Here is a 23,997-nt window from a genome sequence, read left to right on the forward strand (position 1 = left end):
GGTAGCTGCCAGGTTTCAGTAATTACCCTGGGCGACATCATTCATGCCCTTGCGCTTGGCGTCGTAGTAATAGCCGCGCGCATAGAGGCGGACAGCGTCGTCTTCTTTGTTGTCGGAGACGAGCCAGGCGCCGCGCAGATATTTTGCGGCATATTTGATGTTGGTCTCGGCGTCGAAGAGGCCGCCCGGCGCACCGTCATAGCCCATAGATTTGGCGGTGTTGTATTTGATTTGCATGAGGCCGAAATAGCCGCGCTTGTTGTAAGCCTTCGGATTGTAGCGGCTCTCGCGATGGACGATGCGGTGGAGCAGCGTCTCGGGAATTTCGTAGATCTTCGAATATTTCTGGATGAGCTTGGTGACGAAGCTCTTCTCGACTGTCGGCGCATCGTCCCTGTCGTCGTCGCTGAACATCGGGGGAGCCGTCGGCGGATCGATCGGTCCTGACTCGTCGAAGCCGTAATCCATGGAACGCGGCGTGGTGTCGACTGCGGCAAGTGCTGCAAGCGCGCTGTTCTGCGGGGTGGCGGCAAAGGCAAGCTGCGTCGCCGGCTGTGACGGCGTTCCCGGGCGCGGTGTCGGCACGACGGATTGGATCGCCGTCATCTCGGGCGTCAGGGGGATCTGCGCATAGGCCGCCGGCTGTATGCCGGCCTGCATGGTCAGATCGGCAGGCTGGGAGCCCGGCGCGGTCGGCATCGCCGTTGCTGTGAGCGACGGAGTTGCCTGGGGAAGAACGCTGCCGGCGATCGCCTGGCCGGCAGCACCTTCAGCTGTCGGGACTGCGGCGAGCATCGCATCTTCGCCGGGCTTCGGCGTCGGCACCACGGTCTGAGCGGCTGTCAGTTCGGCCTGAGAGGTATATTCGACGCTCGTGCAGCCGGTGATCACGCCGCAGCAGAGCACCGTAGAAACGACAAGACTGCGTTTCAGGCCGGACAATCCGATCGCTACCATTCCGTCACTTTCGTGAAATCGCGCCGCCCCGGCAGCGTTATAAAAGTTACTAAAAAGCTTAAACCCGATGACCCCATTAACCTATTCGTTGCATTCCGGCAACCACGGAATATTTCTAAGCTGCAATAGCGCGATACCTGGATTTTAAGCCGCAATACGGCGATACCCAGCCGTGACGGCGCCTGCAGCGATCAGCAGGGTGCCGCCGGTGCGGTTCACGGCGCGCTGAACGCTCGCCTTGCGAATCAGTCCGCGAGCGGAATGGGCCAGAAAAGCGTAGGTGGCGGCGTTGAGGATCGCCAGCACCAGGAAGGTCGCTTCCATGATCGTCATCTGCCCGAAGAAGGGCAGGGCCGGGTTGAGGAACTGCGGCACGAAGGCGACGAAGAAGACGATACTCTTCGGATTGAGGGCGGTGACGATATAGGCGTGGAGGAAGATCTTAAGCGACTTTTCCTCCGGCAGATTGTCGTTGTCGGCGACCGGCTCGCCAATCACCGGAGCCCGCCAGAGCTTGATTCCCAGCCATATTAGGTAAGCGCCGCCGATCCACTTCAAGAGGGTGAAGAGGGCGGCGGAGGTGGCGAGCACCGCGCCGAGACCGAAGAGGGACGCGGTCATTGCGGTGAAGTCGCCAAGCGCCACGCCGCTCACCGTCGCAAAGGCCGTCCGGCGGCCATGACCGAGCGCATAGGAGACGACGAGCAGTATCGTCGGTCCCGGTATGGCCAGCATGATGGCGGATGCGGCAGCAAAAGCGAGCCAGGCTTCAAGCGACATGGAATCTCCTCCTATTCCGTCGGGAACAAGCAAAGACACCATATTAACCGTCCGTCAATCATGCTTCTTTGTATTTCTGGCCTATATTGTCCATGACTTCGGCAAACCATGCCGTCGACAGGTCAAAAGCTTTGCCACCTTTGATGCGGGGAAATTCTATAGTGCGCAACTTACCGTTCTGCGCTTCGTCATGGCCGGTGACGCCGGAGACCTTATTGAGCGCGCTTTCGACAGCGAGATCGACCATGCTCTGGATCAGCCTGAGGTCGTCGGCATTGGCCGGGGCCGATCGAGCGAAATAGCCCGATTTCTGTACCAGCGAACGCTCTGCGTTCAGCAAGTTGGCGAATTGTTTCTGGAACCAGGCGCCGACATTGATCGTGTCGATCTTCACGTGGCCGAAAGCGTCACGCTTGACGGTCTCACCCGCAGCTTCGCGCTCGGCGACGATGGCGTCGAGGCAGGCGCCTTCCGAGACGAAGACGGTGGCATGGCCGGTGCGGTCCATGATGTCCTTCAGGCGGGCGGCCTCGGCGTCGAGGTCGAAGGCTATTTCGGGCAGATAAACGGCGTCGATGCTCTTCAGATGCGCGTCCATCATCAGGCCGTCGACATATTGGTTGCGACTGGTGCGCTGAAGATAGGCATGGGCGGTGGCTGCCGTCAGCCAGCCGCAATGGCGGCCCATCACCTCATGGATGACGAGCGTGCGCGGCGCGGCCGTCTGCTCGTTGCTGACATTGTCGAAGAAATGCGCGCCGACTTCGGCGGCCGTCCAGGCGCCGAGCGACTGGCGGATGGGGACGACGTCGTTGTCGACCGTCTTCGGCAGACCGACGACCGTCAGGTCGTAGCCGTTGGCGGCGAGGTAGGCTGCAAGGTCGGCGGCGGTGGTATTGGTGTCGTCGCCCCCGATCGTGTGGAGAATGGTAATGCCGTCATCGGCAAGACGCTCGGCGGCGACCCTCAGCGGGTTCTCGCCTTCCTTGACAAGGCCTCGCTTGACGCAGTCGGCGGCATTGGTGAGCTTGACGCGGCTATTGCCGATCGGTGAGCCGCCATAGCGGTGCAGCAGCGGCGCCGTTTCCCGCATTTGACTGGTGATCTCGATGCGGTCACCGAGCAACACGCCCTGATAACCGGACTTATAGGCGACGATGTCGATTTCGGGCGCGACGTCGCTGTAGCGTTCGATGAGGCCGCCAACTGCGGAGGAAAGACAGGGCGCCAGGCCTCCGGCGGTCAGCATTGCGACTTTCTGTTTGGCCATGATCCCTCCTATGGTGTTCAGTGCGGCAGCGTTAGCTAGCGCATGGATGCGGCAGGGAAAGGGCTCTGTAAAGTAAAGAATTTACGAAAAAAGCAGCTTTTTGCCGGGTTGAACGGCGAAGGTGGCGCTAAGTATCGATATAATCGTTTCAAGCCCGCTTTGCTTGTCGGGAACTGTTTGTGGAAATCGGCGGCTAAGGATCGAATGGGATTGTGCGGGCACTCTCTTACGGCAGATCCGGCGAAAGCGACCGGCTTGCTGCGATGCAATAATTACTGAATTGTGAAAACTGTTTTCGAACCTACGACCAATCGTCGCCTTGCAAAGGCTCAGATTCTTTGGTCAAGCTGATTGCTCATACTTGACAAGCGTGCGAGAGATTTCGATGTCCTTCTGGGAAAAACTGTTGAATGCCATTGGCAATACCGCGGGCAATGCGCTTTCCGCGGTCGTCGAGGCGATCCGAACGGTTTTCGAAGGTGATCCCGAAACTCGGCGCAAAGTGGCGTTTTCCGTGGCGATCATTGCGCTTTCGGCCAAGATGGCCAAGGCCGACGGCGTCGTCAGCGAGAAAGAGGTCGAGGCCTTCCGCGAGATCTTCGAATTTCCCGAAGATCAGGCCAAGAATGTTGCCAGGCTCTATAATCTCGCACGCCAGGATGTCGCCGGCTACGAAGCTTACGCCGAGCGGCTTTCGACGCTCTGCGTTACCTGCGCGGCCAATTGTCCGGTGCTGGAAGACGTGCTTGACGGCCTGTTCCACATTGCCAAGGCCGATGGGCTGATTCACGAGAAGGAGCTGAATTTCCTCAGCCATATCGCCGAGATCTTCCAGATGAGCGAGACTCGTTTCGAGCAGATCGCCGCTCGCCACGTCTCGTCCGGCGGCGATCCCTACAAGGTGCTCGGCGTGTCGCCTTCCGACGATTTTCCGACGATCCGCCGCCGTTACCGCGGCCTCGTCAGCGAGCACCACCCAGATCGACTGATCTCGCGGGGGGTGCCGAAGGAGTTTCATTTGATCGCCAATGAGCGCATGGCGGCGCTGAACGCAGCCTATGCGGCGATCGAGAAGGAACGCCGCGCCGCATGACCTCTTTCGAGGCCGATTACCGAGGCGCTTACGTGCGGCCGTCTCCTAACCACGGCGAGCGGGCGGACGGGCGGCGTCCCGATATGATCCTACTGCACTATACGGGTATGCCGACGGCCGATGGTGCGCTCGACTGGCTCTGTCGGGACGAGAGCCAGGTTTCCAGCCATTATTTCGTGCACGAGAATGGCGAGGTGATGCAGCTCGTGCCGGAGGCGCGGCGCGCCTGGCACGCGGGCAAGAGCAGCTGGCACGGCGAGAGTGATATTAATTCGCTGTCGATCGGCATCGAAATCGCCAATGCGGGTCATCCCGGCGGCCTTCCCGACTATCCGAAAGAGCAGATCGCAGCAGTCATCGAATTGTGTCGCGACTGTGTCAAACGTTGGTCGATTGCGCCGGAAAGAGTGCTCGGGCATTCCGATGTCGCACCGATTCGCAAGGTCGATCCGGGCGAAAAATTCCCCTGGGCCGAGCTTCATCGGGCGGGTGTGGGCCATTGGGTCGAGCCAGCGCCGATCACCGGTGGGCGTTTCTTTCAGCGCGGCGACGCCGGCCAGCCGGTGGAAGCGCTGCAGTCGATGCTGTCGCTTTATGGTTACGGCACTGAAATTACGGGGGAATTCTCCCAAAAGACGGCCGGCGACGTGGAAGCCTTCCAGCGACATTTCCGGCCCGAACGGGTGGACGGGATCGCCGATTTCTCGACAATCGACACGCTGCACCGGCTGCTGTCGGCGCTACCGCGTTACTCCTGATTCTCGGCAATTACTGAAACGCCGAATTTCGCATTGCAGCGCGAAATTCAGCCTGCCACATCATTTCCCTATTATCTCCTCATTGCGATGGTCTAAGAACGTCCGCCAAGCGGTCCTCGGGGTTGTTTTCGAGTTAAAGCACGGGCGATATGTGAAACGATAAGAATTACCGTGAATACCGATCGGTCATTGATCTGGTATTCATTATGACAGCGAGGCGCGCGTCCGGAAATTCTTTGGGTCGGAGTGTTCAAGACTACATGAGAAAACTGATTGTTGTTGCTGCAACATGCGTTGGCATGGTGCTGGCGGGAAATAGCTTTGCGTTTGCGAATGATTGGGGTGTGCGAGCCGATGCGCCGGTGAAGAAAGTCGAGCGTCCTTCGAAGAAGGCAGAGCGTCCGTTGAAGAAAGCGGAACGTTCGGTCAAGCCGGCGAAGCGTCCGCTCAAGACGGCGGAACGCCCGCTGAAGACGGTCGAGCGCCAGAGCGGTTATCCCGTCGCCAATGTTTCCGGCAATTCCTATTCCGCGCTGATCAGCAAATATGCGAACCAATATGCTGTACCGGTTGCGCTTGCGACCGCGGTCATCCGCGTCGAAAGCAATTTCAATCCGAATGCACGCGGCAGCCACGGTGAAATCGGCCTGATGCAGATAAAGCCTGCAACGGCCCGCATGATGGGTTATTCCGGCAGCGCCAAGGGCCTGTTCGATCCGGAAACCAACATCAAGTACGGCATGAAATATCTGGCTGCTGCTCATGATCTCGGTGGTGGAGAGACCTGCAACACCATCCTCAAGTATAATGCCGGCCACGGCGCAACGCGCATGAACCCGGTCTCGAAGACCTATTGCGGTAAGGTCCTAGCGATGCTCGACTGAGCCGCCGAGCGGACCGGAGGAAAATCCTCCGCCACTGTATTTGCGATATGAATCGGCACGCGCGCCATGATATCCCAGCTCGAAACGAGGTGGGCCACCTCGAGATGAGGTGAGATATGGCACTCGATTTCAGGTTCATCGTCATCGGACGCGGCATGATGGGGGCGGCGGCGGCACGGCACCTCTCCTCCATGGCCGACGGCATCGCGCTGATCGGCCCGCCGGAGCCCGAGGAGCGCAAGGTCCATCACGGCGTCTTTGCCAGCCATTATGACGAAGCACGCATTACCCGCACCTTCGACGGCAATCTTGCCTGGGGAACCTTCGCCGCGCGGGCGCTCGGGCGCTACCGCGAGATCGAGGCGAAGAGCGGCATTTCCTTCTTTTCGGAAGTCGGCTGCCTCTTTGCCGGTCCGCCGCCTAGGGATGAGCAGGATTTTCTTCTGAGGGCGCTGGCCGTCAGCCGGAGGCTCGGCAGCGATATCGAAAGCGTCGCGCCGGCGGAGCTCGGGCAGCGTTTTCCCTATCTTGCCGTCGGTCCTGATTTCAGTGGGTATTTCGAGCGCAAGCGCGCCGGGCACATCAATCCGCGGGCCCTGGTGCGCGCGCAAGCCAATCTTGCCGAGGAGGGCGGCGTCTTGCTGATCGACGCGACCGTGACATCGGTGCGCGATACAGGCTCCTATGTCGAGGTGACGGCCGGCGACAGAAGCTACAGCGCCGAGCGCGTGTTGGTCGCGGCCGGGGCTTTCAGCAATTTCCATGCCCTGCTGCCGCGTCCCGTCGATTTGAGAGTGATGGCGCGCACCGTTGTCTTCTACGAAATCGGCGAGCGCGAGATGGCGGTTTTCGGCGACATGCCGTCGACCATCGTGCTTGGCGACCGGGAGGAGGACCACATCTATATCCTGCCGCCGGTGCGTTATCCCGACGGTAAGACCTATCTGAAGCTTGGCGGCGATACCGAAGCGCTTTCCTTCAGCCGGCTGGAAGAGGCCGGCACGTGGTTCCGTTCCGACGGCAGTGTGGCCGAGCGCGATCATCTCTCGCGCATCGCCCTGCAACTGATGCCGGAGCTTGCCGGCTGTCCGGCCACGTCGGCTCCGTGCGTGGCGAATTTCACGCCGACCGGTTATCCCTACGTCGGCTTCACGCCGTCGCCGCGGGTCGCAGTGCTGACCGGCGGCAATTTCGTCGCGGCCAAATCCTCCGATGAACTCGGGCGTCTCGGCGCCGTGCTTCTCAGGGAAGGGCGGCTCGGGGATGAGGATTTCGGCCGCGAGCTGACGCCAGTCTTCACTTGAGAGGAATATCATGGCAGTCGATTTCAAATTTATCGTCGTCGGCCGCGGGCTGATGGGAGCGGCTGCCGCGCGGCATCTGGCGCGGCAGACGGATGGTGTCGCGGTGATCGGCCCGGACGAGCCTGGTGATCGCAAGGCGCATCAAGGCGTTTTCGCCAGCCATTACGACGAGGGGCGCATTACCCGCACCATCGATCCCGACCGCAACTGGGCGTTGCTCGCCAATCGCTCGATCGGTCGCTACCAGGAGATCGCGAACGAGAGCGGCATCGACTTCTATCGGGAGGCAGGCTGCGTCGTCGTCGCGCCTGATGGAAGCGATTATCTTGAAAGGACTCGGCAGGCCGCCGTTTCGCTCGGCGTCGAGACCAGGCTTCTGGACGTGGGCGGATTGAAGACTTCATTTCCCTTCTTTGCCTTTCCCGCCGGCAGTGCAGGTGTGTTCGAGGCGAGGGGCGCCGGACATATCAGTCCGCGCAAACTGGTGAATGCGCAATCACTGCTGGCAGAAAGGGCAGGCGCGACTGTCATCCGGGATCATGTGGTCTCGATCCGCGAGGAGGGCGGGCTGGCGACCGTCAAGACTGCCGGAGGCCTCACCTATCGCGGTGAAAAGGTGCTGCTGGCGGCGGGCGGATTTTCCATTGCCGAGAATCTGTTGCCACGGCCAGTTGCCATGACGGTTTATGGCCGGACCGTCACGCTATTCCAGGTCGGCGAGGCTGATGCGCTCCGCCTTGGAGCGATGCCGTCACTCATTCTCGACGTGCCCGGCATCCACATCTATCTGCTGCCGCCGATCCGTTATCCCGATGGCAAACTCTACCTGAAGATCGGCGGCGATCCCGACGATCTGATTTTACACAACGACATCGAGATGCGGGCCTGGTTCAGGACCGAAGGGCGCGAGAGCGTGCGCTCGCATCTGCAGCGCATCATCGCCGACCTCGTGCCTGATATGACGCCGCTGTCGATTTCGACGGCCGCCTGCGTCGTCTCGTTTACGGAAAGCAGCTATCCGATGATCGGCTATACCTCTTCGCCCAGGATTGCGGTGCTGACGGGCTGCGCCGGCACCTCGGCCAAGAGTTCGGACGAAATCGGCAGGCTCGGCGCGGAGCTGCTTTTGTCAGGCAGAATCAACGAACAGGGCTACTCCACGGATTTCACACCTAATTTCCGTTAAGCCTGTCCCCTATATTTCAGTAGCAATTACGGGCTCTCTCGTTTATGGGAGCCCTGCCAGTTGGCCGGGCAGCCGCGCTTTACCAATGCCGAAAGGCGGTAAGGTGAGGAAAGTCCGGGCTCCACGGAAACACGGTGCCGGATAACGTCCGGCGAGGGCGACCTCAGGGAAAGTGCCACAGAAAGCAAACCGCCTGTCATGACAGGTAAGGGTGAAAGGGTGGGGTAAGAGCCCACCGCATCTCCGGCAACGGATATGGCACGGTAAACCCCACCGGGAGCAAGACCGAATAGGGATGACGCGGCGGGCCGAAAGGCTCTCCGGCCGGTTTCCAGGCCAGTCATCCGGGTGGGTTGCGTGAGGCAGCGTGCGAGCGCTGCCCCAGAGGAATGGCTGCCACGTTCCGGTTCACGCCGGAGCCATACAGAACCCGGCTTACAGGCCAACTGGCGATTAACATCCGTGCTACGGCAGGGCCGGGATTTCACCCTAAGCTGCTGAAACCAGCTGTTTTCAAACCAATATTAATGCACGTTATGGCTGTTTGCTTGTGTCACGCTACCATTGCGGGCCATGCTGAAAATGACGCCGCTAACCCTTTGTTAAACTTAACAGCTTATAAATGTTTGATCATGCGTCCGTTGCAAAACGGGCGTATCCCATTGACGCCCATATGGTCCCATGCTATCCCAAATGCGCACTGCATCAGGGCAATCATTTGCCCATTCATCGCAAAGCAAAGGCGTCTTCCTTTCCGGATGCGTCGGGTGGGATTTGGCTCATCCGGCTTGCGAAGCTGTGCCTGATATTGGGACTTTCGGGCGTCTTTTTGTCCGGCTCCCTGCGGAAACGGATGTTTCGAGTCATGAGCCGCTTCCTTTCGAACGCGACCAACAGGATCGACGCCAAGGGCAGGGTTTCCGTGCCTTCGGCATTCCGTTCCGTGCTGGCGCAGCGCAACGTCCAGGAGCTCTACTGTTTCCAGGACTTTGTGTTTCCGGCGATCAGCGTCGGCGGCCCGGATCTTCTCGAAAGATTCGAGCGGCAGATTGCTGCGGAAGATCCGTTTTCGCCGGACGCGAACGCGATGTCGCTTCTGATCCACGGAGGCGGGGTCTTCATGAAGCTCGATGCCGAGGGGCGGCTAATGGTCACGGATTTCATCCGCGACTTCACCGGCGTCTCGGACGAAGTGACCTTCGTCGGTCGGGCGGATCATTTTCAGCTCTGGCAGCCGCAGGTATTCTTGGCTGCGCAGGCGCAGGCACGAGGGGAGCGCAAGCTGGCGGGCAAGCGTTCCTGAAGGAACGAGGGAACGGAATGGTGACGAATCCTGGCGGAGGTTCAGCTGATGCCGGTGGCGGACCGGTTCGTCACATTCCTGTTCTTCTCAATGAAGTCCTCGCGGCGCTCTCGCCCGCACCCGGCAAGCTGATTCTCGACGGTACATTCGGCGCGGGTGGTTATAGCGCGGCCATTCTTGCGGCCGGCGCCGAGGTGATCGCGCTCGATCGCGATCCCAGTGCAATTGCCGCAGGCCAGGCCATGGTTGCCGCCCATGCCGGTCGTCTCACGCTCATTCACTCGCAGTTCTCGAATCTCGCCGATCATGCGCCGCGGGGCGGGCTCGACGGCGTCGTGCTCGATATCGGCGTCTCTTCCATGCAGATCGATGAGCCCGAGCGCGGCTTCTCCTTCCAGAAGAGCGGGCCGCTCGACATGCGCATGTCGGCAACAGGTGTTTCGGCCGCCGATGTCGTCAATCGCGCCAAGGTCGCGGATCTGATCCGCATCTTCCATTTTCTCGGTGAGGAAAACCAGGCGCCGCGAATCGCACATGCGATTGAGAAGCGGCGCGAGGAAAAGCCCTTCGAAACGACCCGCGATCTTGCCGGCCTCATCGAGCTGGTCACCCCGCGCAAGATGAAGGACAAGATCCATCCCGCGACGCGCGTCTTCCAGGCCTTGCGCATTTTCGTCAATGACGAACTCGGGGAACTGGCGCAGGCATTGTTTGCGGCGGAACGAGCTCTGAAGCCCGGCGGCCGGCTCGTCGTCGTGACCTTTCATTCGCTTGAAGACCGCATCGTCAAGAAATTCTTCTCCGACCGCGCCGGCAAGGCGACGGGCTCGCGGCACCTGCCGGCCGCATATGAGCGGGCGGCGACCTTCACGGCGATCGGCAAGCCGATGGTTTCGGCGAGCGAGGCGGAGGCCGAAGCCAATCCGCGCGCCCGCTCCGCCAAGCTGCGCGCAGGCCTGCGGACGGAGGCGGCCGCCGAGGCGGCGGATATGTCGCTCTTCGGGTTTCCCAATCTTGCCTCTCTCGGAAAGCTCGGAGGTTGATATGCTGAAAACGTTCGATCTCGTGCTCATCGGCGTCATGACGGCGACTGCCGCCGTCACCTACACGATCAAGCATCGCGCCGAATTGAAGCTCGAGGAGGTTCATCGCCTCGAAGCCGAGATCAAACTCGAGAAGGACACAATCGATCTTCTCAAGGCCGATTGGGCGCTGCAATCGCAGCCGAACCGGCTGGAGCGGCTGGTCAACGCCTACAATGCGGAATTGCAGCTGCAGCCGACGGATTCGACGGCGCTCGTGCATGCGAAGGAGCTGCCGATGCTGAAATCCGAGGTTCCGGTACCCGACGTAACGGAGGCCAAAGCCGGTGCCAAGGGTGCGACCGTGGCCAGCGCCAAAGGCGCGACCGGCAAAGCGCAGCCCCCGCCGATGCCCGTGCCACGCGGCGCGGCACAGCAGCGCGACGCTGTCGAGCAGCGTGGTGTGGTGGCGGATGAAGCAGACGAGATCGAAACGGGGTCGGTGGAATAATGTCGTTTCTTTCCCGCATCATGGTCCTGAAGAGCCAGGCGCATTTCTCCGCCGGCGTCTATAACCGCTTCGGCGGCCCTTCTGCCGGCGTGGCCATCGAGGGGTCGCGCAAGAAGAAGACGGGGCAGGCAAAAAGCCGCGTAGGGCTGCTGATCCTTGGCTTCATGGGTGTCTATGTCGTCATCGGTGGCCGTCTGGTCGAATATGCCATGAAGGATCAGGAGGTCGTCTCCAGCATCCTGCCGCCCGACCGGCTGATGGCCTCGCGGCCCGACATTCTCGATCGCAACGGCGAGGTGCTGGCGACCGACATCCGAACGGTCTCGCTGTTTGCCGAGCCGAACAAGATCGTTGACGTCGACGAGGCGGTGGAGAAGCTTGCAACTGTTCTGCCGGAGCTCGACGTCAAGGACACCTACAAGAAGCTTTCCGTCAAGAGCTCGCATTTCGCCTGGCTGCGCCGGCAGCTGACGCCGAAGCAGCAGAGCCAGATCCTGGCGCTCGGCATTCCCGGCATCGGCTTCCGGCCGGAGAAGCGCCGCTTCTATCCCGGCGGCTCGACCGCGGCGCACATCCTCGGCTATGTCAACATCGACAACCGCGGCGTGGCCGGCATGGAGAAGTTTATCGACGACCAAGGGCTCGCCGATCTCGCCTCGGTCGGGATGACGAGCGACCAGCCGCTGGAGCCGGTGCGGCTGTCGATCGACCTGCGCGTGCAGAACATCGTTCGCGATGCGGTTGTTAACGCCGTCAACAATTTCCAGTCCAAGGGGGCCGGCGCGGCTGTTATCGACGTGCACACCGGGGAAGTGCTCGGCATGGCATCGGCCCCCGACTTCGATCCGAACAATCCGCAGGAGGGCGCCAAGGAAGGCTGGCTCAACCGGATGACGAATGGCACCTTCGAAATGGGGTCGACGTTCAAGACCTTCTCGCTGGCGATGGCGCTCGACAGCGGTAAGGTGAAGATGTCGGACACATTCGACGCCAGCAAGCCGATCTATATCGGCGGCTTCACCATCCATGACTTTCACGGGCAGCGCCGCTGGCTGACTGTTCCCGAAATCTTCCAGTATTCCTCGAACATCGGCACGGCACGCGTGATCGATCTCGTCGGCATCGACTCGCAGAAGGATTATCTGACCAAACTCGGCCTGTTGACGAAGATGCAGACCGAGTTGCCGGAAGTGAAGATGCCGAGCCAGCCGCGTGTCTGGAAGAAAATCAATTCGATCACGATTTCCTTCGGTCACGGTGTTTCGACGACCGCGCTGCAGACGGGCGTGGCGGCGGCTGCTCTGGTGAACGGCGGCAAACTGATCGAGCCGACATTCCTGCCGCGCACCCGCGAAGAGGCCGATCAGATCGCCAAGCAGGTGCTCAAGAAGTCGACCAGCGACGAAGTGCGCTACCTTCTGGATTTCAATGGCTACAAGGGGTCGGGGCGCGTCGCCCGCGTGCCGGGCTTTGCCGTCGGCAGCAAGACCGGTACGGCGGACAAGGTGGTGAACGGGCGTTATTCCTCGACGCTCAACTTCAACTCCTTCATCTCCGCCTTCCCGATCGATAATCCCCAATATGTCGTCATCACCTTCTGCGACGAGCCGAAAACAGGCGAAAAGCAATATGGTGGAACGATCTCCGCCGGTACTGCCGGCCCGATCGCTCGTGAGATCATCCGCCGCGCGGCTCCCATTCTCGGCATCGAGCCGAAATTTGGGGAGGGCGGTTCGGCCTTGCTGGTGTCTTATTGAGTGTGAATGAATACCGACGCCGATTCGCGAGGGGTGAACCGGCTTCAAGAGAGAAAAGTGCGTTCGATGAAATTGCGAGACCTGGCCGGAGATCAGTTTCCGGAACTTGAAGCACAGCTCGAAGGCCCGGCAGGCTTGCTTGATATCTCAGGCCTGTCTTCGGATAGCCGCAAGGTGGAACCGGGCATTGCTTTTGTCGCCGTCGCCGGCACCAAGGCGGATGGCGCGGGCTTCATCGCGGATGCCGCCGGCCGCGGGGCCGCCGTCGCGATCACCTCCCAGGCTGTCGATGCTCCCATCCCGGTGCTTGCGGTCAAAGAACCGCGCCGCTTTCTTTCCATCGCCGCCGCCCGCTTTTACGGCAGGCAGCCTGAAACCATGGTCGCCGTCACCGGCACGGCAGGCAAGACTTCGGTCGCCTCTTTTACCCGCCAGATCTGGGCACATGCCGGTCATGCAGCCGCGATGATCGGCACAACAGGTGTCGTTTCGCCGACGCGCAATGAATATGGCGCGCTGACGACGCCGGATCCGGTGTCGTTGCACAAACTGCTGGCCGAGCTCGCCGACGAGGGTGTTACGCATGCGTCGATGGAGGCTTCCAGTCACGGCCTCGACCAGTGCCGTCTCGACGGTGTCAGGCTCGCCGCTGCAGCCTTCACCAATCTCGGCCGCGATCACATGGATTATCATCCCACGATCGAGGCCTACATGTCCGCCAAGATGCGGCTGTTCGATACGCTGCTGCCGAAGGGTGCGCCGGCGGTCGTCTTCGCGGACGATGCGTGGTCGGCACAGGCCGTCAAGGTGGCTGCCGATGCCGGTCATGACGTCCGCACCGTCGGGCGCAAGGGTCAATATCTGTCACTGAAACGCGTCGAGCATTTCCGCCACAAGCAGACGGCCGAGATCCATATCGGTGACGAGATCTTCGAGGTGGATATTCCACTGGCCGGCGATTTCCAGGTCGCCAATGCGCTGGTCGCGGCAGGCCTTGCCATGTCCACTGGGGTCGAGCCGAAGGTCGCGATGGCGGCGCTTGAAAAACTGGTCGGCGCGTCCGGCCGCCTCGAACTGGTCGGCCATACCAAAGATGGTGCACTCGCTTATGTCGATTATGCCCACAAACCGGATGCGTTGGAAAATGTGCTGAATTCGGTGAGGCCCTTCACCACCGGCCGCGTCATCGTCGTCTTCGGCTGCGGCGGCGACCGCGACCGCGGCAAGCGGCCGATCATGGGTGAAATCGCCTGCCGCCTTGCCGATGTCGTGATCGTCACCGACGATAATCCGCGTTCGGAGGAGCCGGCTGCGATCCGGGCCGAGATCATGGCGGCAGCAGGTTGCGCCTCCGAGATCGGCGATCGCGCCACGGCTATCCGTGAGGCGGTTGGCATGCTGAAATCCGGCGATACGCTGATCGTCGCCGGCAAGGGGCACGAGGAAGGGCAGACGATCGGGAGCGTCACACTGCCGTTCTCCGATCATGCGGAGGTGCGCAAGGCCTTGGAGGAACTGAAATCTTGAGCTGGCTCTGGACGACCGAGGACATGATTGCAGCAATGGCGGGGCGCCCTTTCGGCACTTTGCCCGAAGGCATCACCGGCATTTCCATCGACAGCCGCTCGATTACATCAGGCGAAGCGTTCTTCGCCATCAAGGGTGACCGTGTCGACGGTCACGACTATGCGTCGATGGCGATGGCGAACGGCGCTTCGCTTCTCGTCGTCAGCGAGGCGAGGCTTCCTGCCCTCGGCCGCCTGACGGTACCGATGATCGTCGTCGACGACGTGCTGGCGGCACTCGGGCGTCTGGGGCAGGCTTCTCGCGAGCGCTCGCGGGCAAAGATCATCGCCGTCACCGGTTCCGTCGGCAAGACGACCACCAAGGAGATGCTGCGGCACGTGCTGTCGCCATCGGGCAAGGTGCACGCCTCCGTCGCTTCCTTCAACAATCACTGGGGCGTGCCGCTGACACTGGCGCGGATGCCTGATGACACGGATTACGGCGTCTTCGAAGTCGGAATGAATCATCCCGGCGAGATCCGACCGCTGGTGGCCATGATCCGTCCCGATGTCGCCGTCATCACGACGATCGCACCGGCGCATCTCGGCAATTTCAAGAGCATAAAGGAGATCGCTGCCGCGAAAGCAGAGATCTTCGAGGGGCTCGAGCCCGGCGGCCATGTTGTGCTCAACCGGGACAATGACCAGTTCAATTTCCTCGATCGAACGGCGCAGTCGCTCGGCATCGAGCATATTCATTCCTTCGGCCAGCATGCCAAGGCGGAATTCCGGCTCGCGGAATTCAACGGCGCGGACGAGAATTCGACACTATGGCTGACGATCGGCGGGGAGACGCTGGAGGTGGCGATCGGTGCGCCGGGCCGCCATATTGCCGAAAATGCGCTCGCTGCCCTCGGTGTCGTCACGATCGTCGGCGCCGATCTGGACAAGGCGATTGCGGCACTTGCGACGCTGAAGCCGGAAAAGGGCAGGGGCAAACGCCACCGGCTGTCGATCGGCGGCGGTAACGGCAGCTTCACCCTGATCGACGAGAGCTACAATGCCAATCCCGCCTCTATGCGCGCGGCGATCGCGTTGCTCGCAGCTGCCGAGCCGACTGGGCGCGGACGTCGTATCGCCGTGCTTGGAGACATGCTCGAGATGGGCGAGTATGCCGAAAAGGTCCACAGCGATCTTGCCGGACCGCTGCTTGCGGCCGGCATCGAACATGTCTGGCTCGCAGGCGCCGAAATGGCTGCGCTGAAGGAATCACTGCCGGAAAGCGTCCAGGTCCAGTATTGCGAAAAGACGGACGAAATGACGGACTATGTCTTGAATTCGGTCGCACCGGGCGACGTGTTGATGGTGAAATCGTCTCTGGGCATTGGTTTCGGCAAGATCGTCGCCGCGCTCCTTGACAAGTTCCCGGCATTTGCCGACACGCAACGCGAACTTTGATCGGGTAAACAAGGGGCCCTGAATGCTGATCTGGCTTGTCGAACTGTCGGAATATTTCAAATTTCTGAATCTGTTCAGATATATCACTTTCCGCACAGGGGCCGCTCTCTTCACCTCCGCATTGATCGTCTTCCTGTTTGGGCCGACGATCATCAATTCGCTGCGCATCCGCCAGGGCAAGGGCCAACCGATCCGCGCCGACGGGCCGCAGACGCATTTCAAGAAGGCCGGAACGCCGACCATGGGCGGGCTGATGATCCTGGCCGGCATCGTCGGCGCGTCGCTGCTCTGGGCCGATCTTTCCAACGTCTACGTCGTCGCGACATTGCTGGTGACGCTGGGCTTCGGCGCAATCGGCTTCTATGACGATTATCTCAAGGTGACCAAGCAGAGTCACAAGGGCTTCTCCGGCAAGGCGCGCCTCGGCATCGAGTTCGTCATTGCCGGTATCGCGGTCTATTTCATGATGCGCACGGCCCTTGCCTCCGGGGCGGCGGGCTCGACCTTTGGCTCTTCAATCGCCTTTCCATTCTTCAAGGACTTCCTGATCAATCTCGGCATCATGTTCGTCGTCTTCGGCGGATTCGTTATCGTCGGTGCCGGCAATGCAGTGAACCTGACTGACGGCCTCGATGGTCTCGCCATCGTGCCTGTGATGATCGCCGCCGCCTCTTTCGGCGTCATCGCCTATCTCGCCGGCAACGTCGTGTTTGCGAACTACCTGCAGATCAATTTCGTGCCTGGCACCGGCGAGCTTGCCGTCGTGCTCGGCGCCGTCATCGGCGCCGGCCTCGGCTTCCTTTGGTTCAACGCGCCTCCCGCCGCCATCTTCATGGGCGATACGGGCTCGCTTGCGCTCGGCGGCACCATCGGCACCGTTGCCGTCGCCACCAAACATGAGATCGTCATGGCAATCATCGGCGGTCTTTTCGTCATGGAGACGCTGTCGGTCATCATCCAGGTGGGCTTTTTCAAGATGACCGGCCGGCGCGTCTTCCTAATGGCGCCGATCCATCATCACTTCGAGAAGAAGGGCTGGACCGAGAGCCAGGTGGTGATCCGTTTCTGGATCATTGCCGTCGGCCTCGCTCTGCTCGGCCTCTCGACGCTGAAACTCCGGTGAGGCGGCGATGATCCCGGTCACGACGCTCAAGGACAAGAAGGTCGCGCTCTTCGGACTCGGCGGCTCCGGTTTTGCCACTGCCCGCGCGCTGGTCGCCGGCGGCGCCGAGGTGACGGCCTGGGACGACAATCCCGACAGCGTCGCCAAGGCCTCGGCGGAAGGCATCCGGACGGAGGATCTGCACAATATCGACTGGAGCCAGCAGGCGCTGTTCGTGCTGTCGCCCGGCGTGCCACTCACCCATCCGAAGCCGCACTGGACAGTGGACCTTGCGCGGGCGGCCGGCGTCGACATCGTCGGCGACGTCGAGCTCTTCGTGCGCGAGCGCCGCGCCCATGCGCCGGATTGCCCCTTCATCGCCATAACAGGCACCAACGGCAAATCGACGACGACGGCGCTGATCGCCCACATACTGAAATCCGCAGGCTACGACACCCAGCTTGGCGGCAATATCGGCACGGCGGTGCTGACGCTCGATCCGCCGAAGGCGGGACGTTTTTACGTCGTCGAATGCTCTTCCTACCAGATCGATCTGGCGCCGACGCTGAACCCTTCCGCGGGCATCCTGCTCAATCTGACGCCCGATCATCTCGATCGTCACGGCACGATGCAGCACTACGCCGACGTCAAGGAACGCCTGGTTGCGGGCAGCGATGTCGCGATTGTTGGCATCGACGACAGCCATTCGGCATTGATCGCGGACCGCATCGAGCGGGCTAATGTCAAAGTGGTCCGCATCTCGCGCCGGAGTGTGGTGGCTGACGGTATTTATGCCGAGGGCACCAAGCTCGTTCAGGCCGCTGGCGGCGCCATGCTGCCTTTCGCCGATCTCGACGGCATCCAGACGCTGCGTGGCAGCCACAATGCACAGAATGCCGCCGCGGCGGTTGCCGCCTGCCTTGCCATCGGGGTTTCCCACGACGCCATCCGCGCCGGCCTCGCCTCCTTCCCCGGCCTTAAGCATCGCATGCAGCCTGTGGGCAAACGAGGCCGCGTCGTCTTCGTCAACGATTCGAAGGCGACGAATGCCGATGCGGCCGCACCGGCGCTTTCAAGCTACGATCGCATCTACTGGATTGCCGGCGGCTTGCCGAAGGCGGGCGGCATCACGACGCTGGCGCCCTATTTCCCGCGCATCGCCAAGGCCTATCTGATCGGCGAGGCGGCGGCGGAGTTCGCTGCCACCCTCGGCGAGGCCGTGCCCTACGAAATCTCCGGCACGCTGGAGCGCGCAGTCGTACATGCGGCGGCCGATGCGGAGCGCGACGAAGCTGCTGCTTCCGCCGTGATGCTATCCCCGGCTTGCGCAAGCTTCGACCAGTATAAGAATTTCGAAGTCAGGGGCGATGCCTTCGTCAGCCATGTGGCCGCCCTTGACGGAATGACGATGCTGATCGATCCGGCAATAGGAGAGAAATGACATGGTAAGCCGCGCGGAACGTGGGCCTCTGGCCGATTGGTTCTGGACCATCGACCGCTTCTTCCTGGCGATGTTCATCTTCCTGATGGGCATCGGCTTCATGCTGTCGTTTGCGGCATCTCCAGCTGTTGCCGAGCGCATCGGGCTCGAACCCTTCCACTTCGTCAAGCGTCATGCGGCCTTCATGATCCCCTCGATCGCCGTCATGCTCGGGCTGTCCTTCCTGACGCCGCGCCAGGTGCGGCGAACCGCAATCCTGCTTTTGATCATCTCGCTTGCGATGATGGTGCTGGTGCTGTTCGTCGGGCAGGAGGTCAAGGGCGGCAGGCGCTGGATCTGGATCGCCGGCCTTTCGATCCAGCCGTCGGAATTCATGAAGCCCGCTTTCGTCGTCGTCTGCGCCTGGCTGTTTGCCGAGCATGCGCGTCAGCCTGAAATCCCCGGCAATCTCTTTGCCATTATCTTGTTCGGCATTGTCGCCGCGCTGCTCGTTGCGCAGCCCGACCTCGGCCAGACCATCCTGACGACCGCCGTCTGGGGTGGCATGTTCTTCATGGCCGGCATGCCGTGGATCTGGATCATGCTGCTCGGCATCGGCGGCGCCGGCGGTCTGCTCGGCGCCTACTACGTCTTTCCGCACGTTGCGCTGCGCATAGACAAGTTCATGACCGGCGAGGGCGACACGTTCCAGATCGACACGGCCCGCGAGGCGATCATCCGCGGCAGCTGGTTTGGTCAAGGACCGGGCGAGGGCATTGTGAAGCGCATCATCCCGGACGCGCATACCGACTTTATCTTCTCCGTCGCTGCCGAGGAATTCGGCATCGTCTTCTGCATGGCGCTCGTCGCGCTGTTTTCCGTACTGGTGCTGCGCGGCCTGTCGCATGCCTATCGCGAGCGCAACGATTTCAACCGCTTCGCCGTCGCCGGTCTCGTGCTGCAGATGGGCATCCAGTCGATCATCAACATCGGCGTCAATCTCGAGCTGCTGCCGGCAAAGGGCATGACGCTGCCGCTTATCTCCTACGGCGGCTCGTCCATGGTGGCGATCTGCGTCACCGCCGGCTTTATTCTGGCGCTGACGCGCCATCGCCCGGAAAAACGTGCGCAGGACCGGAGCCTCTTCCGTGTCCCGCACGGAATGCCCGCGGAGTAGAGGTCATGAGCAAAGGCATCGTGCTGCTTGCCGCCGGGGGGACCGGCGGCCACGTGTTCCCGGCGGAGGCGCTGGCCTTCAAGCTGAAGGAGCGTGGTTATTCGGTGCATCTCGTCACCGACAGCCGAGCCGAACGTTATGCCGGCAAGTTCCCGGCCGAGCAGATCCATGTCGTGCCGTCGGCGACGATCGGCTCGAGGAACCCGGTCGCCGTCGCCCGCTCGCTGTGGACGCTGTGGAGCGGCATGCGAGCGGCCAAAAGGCTGATCCAGCGACTGAAGCCGGTGATTGTCGTCGGCTTCGGCGGTTACCCAACCGTGCCTCCGCTGCTGGCCGCCACGCGGCTCGGCGTTGCCTCGATGCTGCATGAGCAGAATGCGGTCATGGGCCGGGCAAACAAGGCGCTGGCTCCGCGCGTCAAGGCGATTGCCGGCGGCTTTCTGCCGGAAAGCGGCGATGCTTTTTCCGAGAAGACGGTTGCAACAGGCAATCCCGTGCGCCCGGCGATCCTTGCCGCAGCCGAGCAGCCCTACCTGCCCTCGCATCCCGGCGAGCCGTTCAACCTTGTGGTCTTCGGCGGCAGCCAGGGCGCGCAGTATTTTTCCAAGGCCATGCCGACGGCGATCAGCCTGCTCGACGACGGCCTGCGCGCACGGCTCAGGGTGACTCAGCAAGTGCGCCCTGAGGATATGGAGATGGTCAGCGGCTGCGTCGCCAAGCTGGAGATGGGAGCCGAAATCGCGCCATTTTTCAACGATATGGCGGAACGCCTTGCCCGGGCACATCTGGTGATCTGCCGCTCCGGCGCCTCCACGGTCTCGGAAATCTCCGTCATCGGACGCCCGGCAATTCTGGTGCCTTATCCGCATGCGCTCGACCATGATCAGGCGGCAAACGCCGCCGCGCTGGCTGCGACCGGCGGAGCGAAGGTGATCCCTCAGTCGGAGCTTTCGCCTGAACGCATCGCCTCTATACTGAGCCATGTGATGAACGATCCGGACAAGCTTTCGCACATGGCGGCGGCGGCCAAGCTCGCCGGAAAACCGGATGCGGCGAACTTGCTTGCCGACATGGTTGAGGCTATTGCCGCCGGCAAGACAGTCTCGGAATTCAAGAGGACACGCGCATGAAACTGCCGAAGGCGATCGGTCTCGTCCATTTCATCGGCATTGGCGGCATCGGCATGAGCGGCATTGCCGAAGTGCTGCACAATCTCGGCCACAAGGTGCAGGGATCGGATCAATCAGACAGCGCCAATGTGCAGCGCCTGCGCGACAAAGGCATTGAGGTCTTCGTCGGCCATCGCGCCGAAAATCTCGGCGATGCCGAAGTCGTCGTCGTTTCGACGGCGATCAAGAAGAGCAATCCGGAACTCATCGCCGCGCGCGAAAAGCTGCTGCCGGTGGTGCGCCGCGCCGAAATGCTTGCCGAGCTGATGCGCTTCCGCAATGCGATCGCCATCGGCGGCACGCACGGCAAGACGACGACCACCTCGCTGGTCGCCACCCTGCTCGAGGCTGGCGGGCTCGATCCGACAGTCATCAATGGCGGCATCATCAACGCCTACGGCACCAATGCCCGCATGGGCGAGGGCGAGTGGATGGTGGTCGAGGCCGACGAATCCGACGGCACCTTCCTGAAGCTGCCCGCCGATGTCGCCGTCATCACCAATATCGATCCCGAACATCTCGACCATTACGGCAGTTTCGACGCCGTGCGCGCCGCCTTCCGGCAGTTCGTCGAGAACGTGCCGTTCTACGGCTTCGGCGTCATGTGCCTTGATCATCCCGAGGTGCAGTCGTTGGTCGGCCGGATCGAGGACCGCAAGATCATCACCTATGGCGAGAACCCGCAGGCCGACGTGCGTTTCAAGAATGTGCGCATCGACGGCACGCGCTCGATTTTCGACGTCGAGATCCGTCGCCGCCGCACCGGCCAGAGGACCGAGCTCAAGGGGCTGGTCATGCCCATGCCCGGCCGCCACAATATATCGAACGCCACGGCGGCGATCGCGGTCGCCAACCGGCTCGGCATATCGAGCGAGGATATCGCCAAGGGGCTTGCCTCCTTCGGCGGCGTCAAGCGCCGCTTCACGCTGACCGGCGAATGGAACGGCGTGCAGATCTTTGACGATTACGGCCACCATCCGGTCGAGATCAAGGCGGTGCTGAAGGCGGCCCGCGAGGCCTGCAAGGGGCGCATCATCGCCGTCCATCAGCCGCACCGTTACACGCGTCTCGCGAGCCTCTTCGAGGAATTCGCCGCCTGCTTCAACGACGCCGACAGCATCTTCCTTGCGCCCGTTTATGCGGCGGGCGAGGATGCGATCGAAGGTATCGACGCGATATCGCTCGTCTCGCGCATCAAATCCGGCGGCCATCGCGACGCCCGCTTCCTCGCTTCGGCGGAGCTTCTGCCGCAAATGGTTGCGGAGGTTGCAAAGCCTGGCGATTTCGTGGTTCTGTTGGGGGCTGGGAGCATCACATCATGGGCAGCAGCACTGCCCAAGCAACTGGAAGGCCTATCGGGAAAGTCCGCATGAAACAGGTGAATGGGGAAAAGCTTCTCGCGTCTCTCGGAGACGGTGTAAAGGATATCCGCGGCCGGATCACGCCGGATGCCCCCATGGATCGCGTCACCTGGTTCAGGGCCGGGGGTCTGGCCGAACTGATGTTCCAGCCGCATGACGTCGACGATCTCATTGCCTTCCTGAAGATATTGCCGGAAGAGGTGCCGCTGACGGTGGTCGGCGTTGGCTCCAATATCCTGGTGCGCGACGGCGGCATTCCCGGCGTGGTGCTGCGCCTGTCGGCCAAGGGCTTCGGCTTCGTCGAACTGGCCGGTGAAAACCGCATCCTTGCCGGCGCCATCTGCCCGGACAAGCATGTCGCGGCGATGGCGATGGACAATGGCATCGGCGGCTTTCATTTCTTCTATGGCATACCGGGCGGCATCGGCGGCGCGGCGCGCATGAATGCCGGCGCGAACGGCGTCGAGACGCGTGAGCGACTGATCGAGGTTAACGCCGTCGACCGCAAGGGCAACAAGCATGTGCTTTCCAATACAGAGATGGGCTATTCCTACCGGCATTCAAAGGCACCCGCCGATCTGATCTTCACTTCGGTGCTGTTCGAGGGCTATCCGGAAGATCGCGCCCAGATTCGCGCCGAAATGGACGCTGTGCGCAATCACCGCGAGACGGTGCAGCCGGTGCGTGAGAAAACCGGCGGCTCGACCTTCAAGAACCCGCCGGGCCATTCGGCCTGGAAGCTGATCGATGAGGCAGGCTGCCGCGGCCTCGTGATCGGCGGCGCACAGATGTCGTCGCTTCACTGCAACTTCATGATCAACATGGGCCAGGCGACGGGCTACGATCTCGAATATCTCGGAGAGCAGGTGCGCCGTGAGGTCTTCGAGAAAGACGGCATCAAGCTCGAATGGGAGATCAAGCGCCTCGGCGTCTTCATGCCCGGCCGGGAAGTGCGCCCGTTCCAGGGCGTGACGAGCGAATAAGCTATTCTACTGCCTGTTTGAGGCCTTCGCGCGGGGTGACGACGGGTGACCAGCCGAGAACGTCGCGCGCTCGGGATATGTCGACCTGCAGCGAACCACAGAGGCGCTGATAGACGGCTTCCTTCCCGAGTGCCTTTGCCGCCATGTGCAGCAGTGCAGGCGGGAAGGGGACCAGCATCGGCTTGACGCCCAGCCCCGCGGCAATTCCCCTGATGAGATCAGGCGTCGAGAGGTCCTCGCCATCTCCTGCAAGGAAAGTCTCGCCCGCAGCGGCGGGATGGTCCATGCAGGCGATGATCAGATCGACGAGATTTTGCACTGCGACCAATGTGCGGCGGTTCTTTAGCGAAGCGAAGGGGAGCGGCAATTTCCTGCGGACAAGATTGACGAGCAGCGCGAAGTTGCCGCGTGCGCCGGGACCATAAACCAGCGGCGGGCGGATGATGACGACTTCCATGCCGGTGCGCGCTGCGATTTCGCGCAGGCCGATTTCGCATTCCAGTTTCGAAATGCCGTAGGGATCGATTGGGTTCGGCCTGTCGTCGTGCCGGAACGGCCGGTCGGTCTCTTCTCCGTTGACCTTGATGGTGCTGATGAAGACGAACCTTTGCACGCCGGCGTGGGCGGCTTGTTCGGCGAGATTGAGCGCGGCGGCGGTGTTGACCCGGCGGAACTCCGCCAGCGGATCGGCTGCGCGGTCGTTCATGATGTGAACGCGGGCGGCGAGATGGACGATGACGTCGACGCCTTCAAGCGCGGCTGTCCAATCGGTTCCGTCGGTAATTTCAATCGGAAAATGCGCTACCTCAGGCGGAAAGGGAGAGGCCTGGGATCTCGTGGTCGCCACGAGCTCGCAAGTTTTGTCTATGTGCAGTCGTTTGACAAGCGGACTACCGACGAAGCCGGCTGCGCCGGTGACGAGGCATCGCATGATTTTCTCCCTGCTCACCCATGCGTCTTCGCTAGCCGGAAGTGATATCGGCATCAATAGAAAAGC

The 23,997-nt window shown here is 61.6% G+C and carries 21 protein-coding genes and 1 other RNA gene; 18 read left to right on the forward strand and 4 right to left on the reverse strand.

The features are described 5' to 3' along the window. Window positions 1-15: 15 nt before the first annotated feature. The 3 genes from ACQ7C1_RS11225 to ACQ7C1_RS11235 form a co-directional block, all read right to left on the reverse strand. Window positions 16-957 (reverse strand): transglycosylase SLT domain-containing protein, encoded by a 942-nt coding sequence (locus ACQ7C1_RS11225; RefSeq protein ID WP_430958317.1) that lies wholly within the window; start codon window positions 955-957, stop codon window positions 16-18. 144 nt (window positions 958-1,101) lie between these two features. Continuing rightward, window positions 1,102-1,737 carry a LysE family translocator gene (locus ACQ7C1_RS11230; protein WP_085778793.1) on the reverse strand — a complete coding sequence of 212 codons (636 nt, stop codon included), beginning with the start codon at window positions 1,735-1,737 and terminating at the stop codon, window positions 1,102-1,104. 58 nt (window positions 1,738-1,795) lie between these two features. Further along, a complete protein-coding gene (locus tag ACQ7C1_RS11235; protein ID WP_183701740.1) occupies window positions 1,796-3,007 on the reverse strand; it encodes a pyrophosphate--fructose-6-phosphate 1-phosphotransferase in 1,212 nt (403 codons plus the stop codon). 385 nt (window positions 3,008-3,392) lie between these two features. On the opposite strand from ACQ7C1_RS11235, the gene ACQ7C1_RS11240 reads away from it, so the two are divergent. From ACQ7C1_RS11240 to murB, 18 genes are all read left to right on the forward strand, one after another. Next, window positions 3,393-4,100 (forward strand): J domain-containing protein, encoded by a 708-nt coding sequence (locus ACQ7C1_RS11240; protein ID WP_285191542.1) that lies wholly within the window; start codon window positions 3,393-3,395, stop codon window positions 4,098-4,100. Continuing rightward, window positions 4,097-4,858 carry an N-acetylmuramoyl-L-alanine amidase gene (locus tag ACQ7C1_RS11245; RefSeq protein WP_430958318.1) on the forward strand — a complete coding sequence of 254 codons (762 nt, stop codon included), beginning with the start codon at window positions 4,097-4,099 and terminating at the stop codon, window positions 4,856-4,858. Before ACQ7C1_RS11240 ends, ACQ7C1_RS11245 begins: the two co-directional genes overlap by 4 nt. Window positions 4,859-5,118: 260 nt before the next feature. After that, entirely contained in the window at window positions 5,119-5,742 is a 624-nt protein-coding gene (locus tag ACQ7C1_RS11250; protein WP_088681326.1) for a lytic transglycosylase domain-containing protein, read from the forward strand. 116 nt (window positions 5,743-5,858) lie between these two features. Then, window positions 5,859-7,046, forward strand: coding sequence for an NAD(P)/FAD-dependent oxidoreductase (locus ACQ7C1_RS11255; protein WP_430958319.1), 1,188 nt, complete (start codon window positions 5,859-5,861; stop codon window positions 7,044-7,046). A 10-nt stretch (window positions 7,047-7,056) separates the two neighbouring features. Next, window positions 7,057-8,232 (forward strand): NAD(P)/FAD-dependent oxidoreductase, encoded by a 1,176-nt coding sequence (locus ACQ7C1_RS11260; protein ID WP_430958320.1) that lies wholly within the window; start codon window positions 7,057-7,059, stop codon window positions 8,230-8,232. A gap of 56 nt (window positions 8,233-8,288) precedes the next feature. Beyond that, window positions 8,289-8,686: RNase P RNA component class A (gene rnpB / locus ACQ7C1_RS11265), an RNA gene on the forward strand. A gap of 411 nt (window positions 8,687-9,097) precedes the next feature. Then, window positions 9,098-9,535, forward strand: coding sequence for a division/cell wall cluster transcriptional repressor MraZ (mraZ, locus tag ACQ7C1_RS11270; protein ID WP_221112217.1), 438 nt, complete (start codon window positions 9,098-9,100; stop codon window positions 9,533-9,535). A gap of 17 nt (window positions 9,536-9,552) precedes the next feature. Continuing rightward, on the forward strand, window positions 9,553-10,578 hold the full coding sequence (gene rsmH / locus ACQ7C1_RS11275) for a 16S rRNA (cytosine(1402)-N(4))-methyltransferase RsmH (protein ID WP_430958321.1): 1,026 nt from the start codon (window positions 9,553-9,555) through the stop codon (window positions 10,576-10,578). Between the two features lies 1 nt (window position 10,579). Further along, on the forward strand, window positions 10,580-11,068 hold the full coding sequence (gene ftsL / locus ACQ7C1_RS11280) for a cell division protein FtsL (RefSeq protein WP_085778784.1): 489 nt from the start codon (window positions 10,580-10,582) through the stop codon (window positions 11,066-11,068). Continuing rightward, window positions 11,068-12,825 carry a peptidoglycan D,D-transpeptidase FtsI family protein gene (locus ACQ7C1_RS11285; RefSeq protein ID WP_085778783.1) on the forward strand — a complete coding sequence of 586 codons (1,758 nt, stop codon included), beginning with the start codon at window positions 11,068-11,070 and terminating at the stop codon, window positions 12,823-12,825. The genes ftsL and ACQ7C1_RS11285 overlap by 1 nt, the downstream gene beginning before the upstream one ends. 6 nt (window positions 12,826-12,831) lie before the next feature. Next, a complete protein-coding gene (locus ACQ7C1_RS11290; RefSeq protein ID WP_183701728.1) occupies window positions 12,832-14,352 on the forward strand; it encodes a UDP-N-acetylmuramoyl-L-alanyl-D-glutamate--2,6-diaminopimelate ligase in 1,521 nt (506 codons plus the stop codon). Next, window positions 14,349-15,788 (forward strand): UDP-N-acetylmuramoylalanyl-D-glutamyl-2,6-diaminopimelate--D-alanyl-D-alanine ligase, encoded by a 1,440-nt coding sequence (locus tag ACQ7C1_RS11295; RefSeq protein ID WP_183701725.1) that lies wholly within the window; start codon window positions 14,349-14,351, stop codon window positions 15,786-15,788. Before ACQ7C1_RS11290 ends, ACQ7C1_RS11295 begins: the two co-directional genes overlap by 4 nt. Before the next feature lie 22 nt (window positions 15,789-15,810). After that, window positions 15,811-16,911 (forward strand): phospho-N-acetylmuramoyl-pentapeptide-transferase, encoded by a 1,101-nt coding sequence (gene mraY / locus ACQ7C1_RS11300; protein ID WP_085778781.1) that lies wholly within the window; start codon window positions 15,811-15,813, stop codon window positions 16,909-16,911. A gap of 7 nt (window positions 16,912-16,918) precedes the next feature. Next, window positions 16,919-18,331 carry a UDP-N-acetylmuramoyl-L-alanine--D-glutamate ligase gene (gene murD, locus ACQ7C1_RS11305; protein WP_221112220.1) on the forward strand — a complete coding sequence of 471 codons (1,413 nt, stop codon included), beginning with the start codon at window positions 16,919-16,921 and terminating at the stop codon, window positions 18,329-18,331. A gap of 1 nt (window position 18,332) precedes the next feature. Then, entirely contained in the window at window positions 18,333-19,487 is a 1,155-nt protein-coding gene (gene ftsW / locus ACQ7C1_RS11310) for a putative lipid II flippase FtsW (protein WP_085778779.1), read from the forward strand. A 5-nt stretch (window positions 19,488-19,492) separates the two neighbouring features. Continuing rightward, window positions 19,493-20,617, forward strand: a complete 1,125-nt coding sequence (murG, locus tag ACQ7C1_RS11315) for an undecaprenyldiphospho-muramoylpentapeptide beta-N-acetylglucosaminyltransferase (protein WP_430958322.1) — start codon at window positions 19,493-19,495, stop codon at window positions 20,615-20,617. After that, a complete protein-coding gene (gene murC / locus ACQ7C1_RS11320; RefSeq protein WP_430958323.1) occupies window positions 20,614-22,029 on the forward strand; it encodes a UDP-N-acetylmuramate--L-alanine ligase in 1,416 nt (471 codons plus the stop codon). Before murG ends, murC begins: the two co-directional genes overlap by 4 nt. Beyond that, on the forward strand, window positions 22,026-23,000 hold the full coding sequence (murB, locus tag ACQ7C1_RS11325; RefSeq protein ID WP_085778776.1) for a UDP-N-acetylmuramate dehydrogenase: 975 nt from the start codon (window positions 22,026-22,028) through the stop codon (window positions 22,998-23,000). The genes murC and murB overlap by 4 nt, the downstream gene beginning before the upstream one ends. 1 nt (window position 23,001) lies before the next feature. Here the strand turns inward: murB and ACQ7C1_RS11330 are convergent, their stop codons facing one another. Further along, window positions 23,002-23,931 carry a UDP-glucose 4-epimerase family protein gene (locus ACQ7C1_RS11330; protein WP_430958324.1) on the reverse strand — a complete coding sequence of 310 codons (930 nt, stop codon included), beginning with the start codon at window positions 23,929-23,931 and terminating at the stop codon, window positions 23,002-23,004. Window positions 23,932-23,997: the final 66 nt, after the last annotated feature.

The organism is Rhizobium sp. Nf11,1 (genome assembly GCF_050587665.1).
In the GTDB taxonomy this organism is placed as follows: domain Bacteria; phylum Pseudomonadota; class Alphaproteobacteria; order Rhizobiales; family Rhizobiaceae; genus Rhizobium.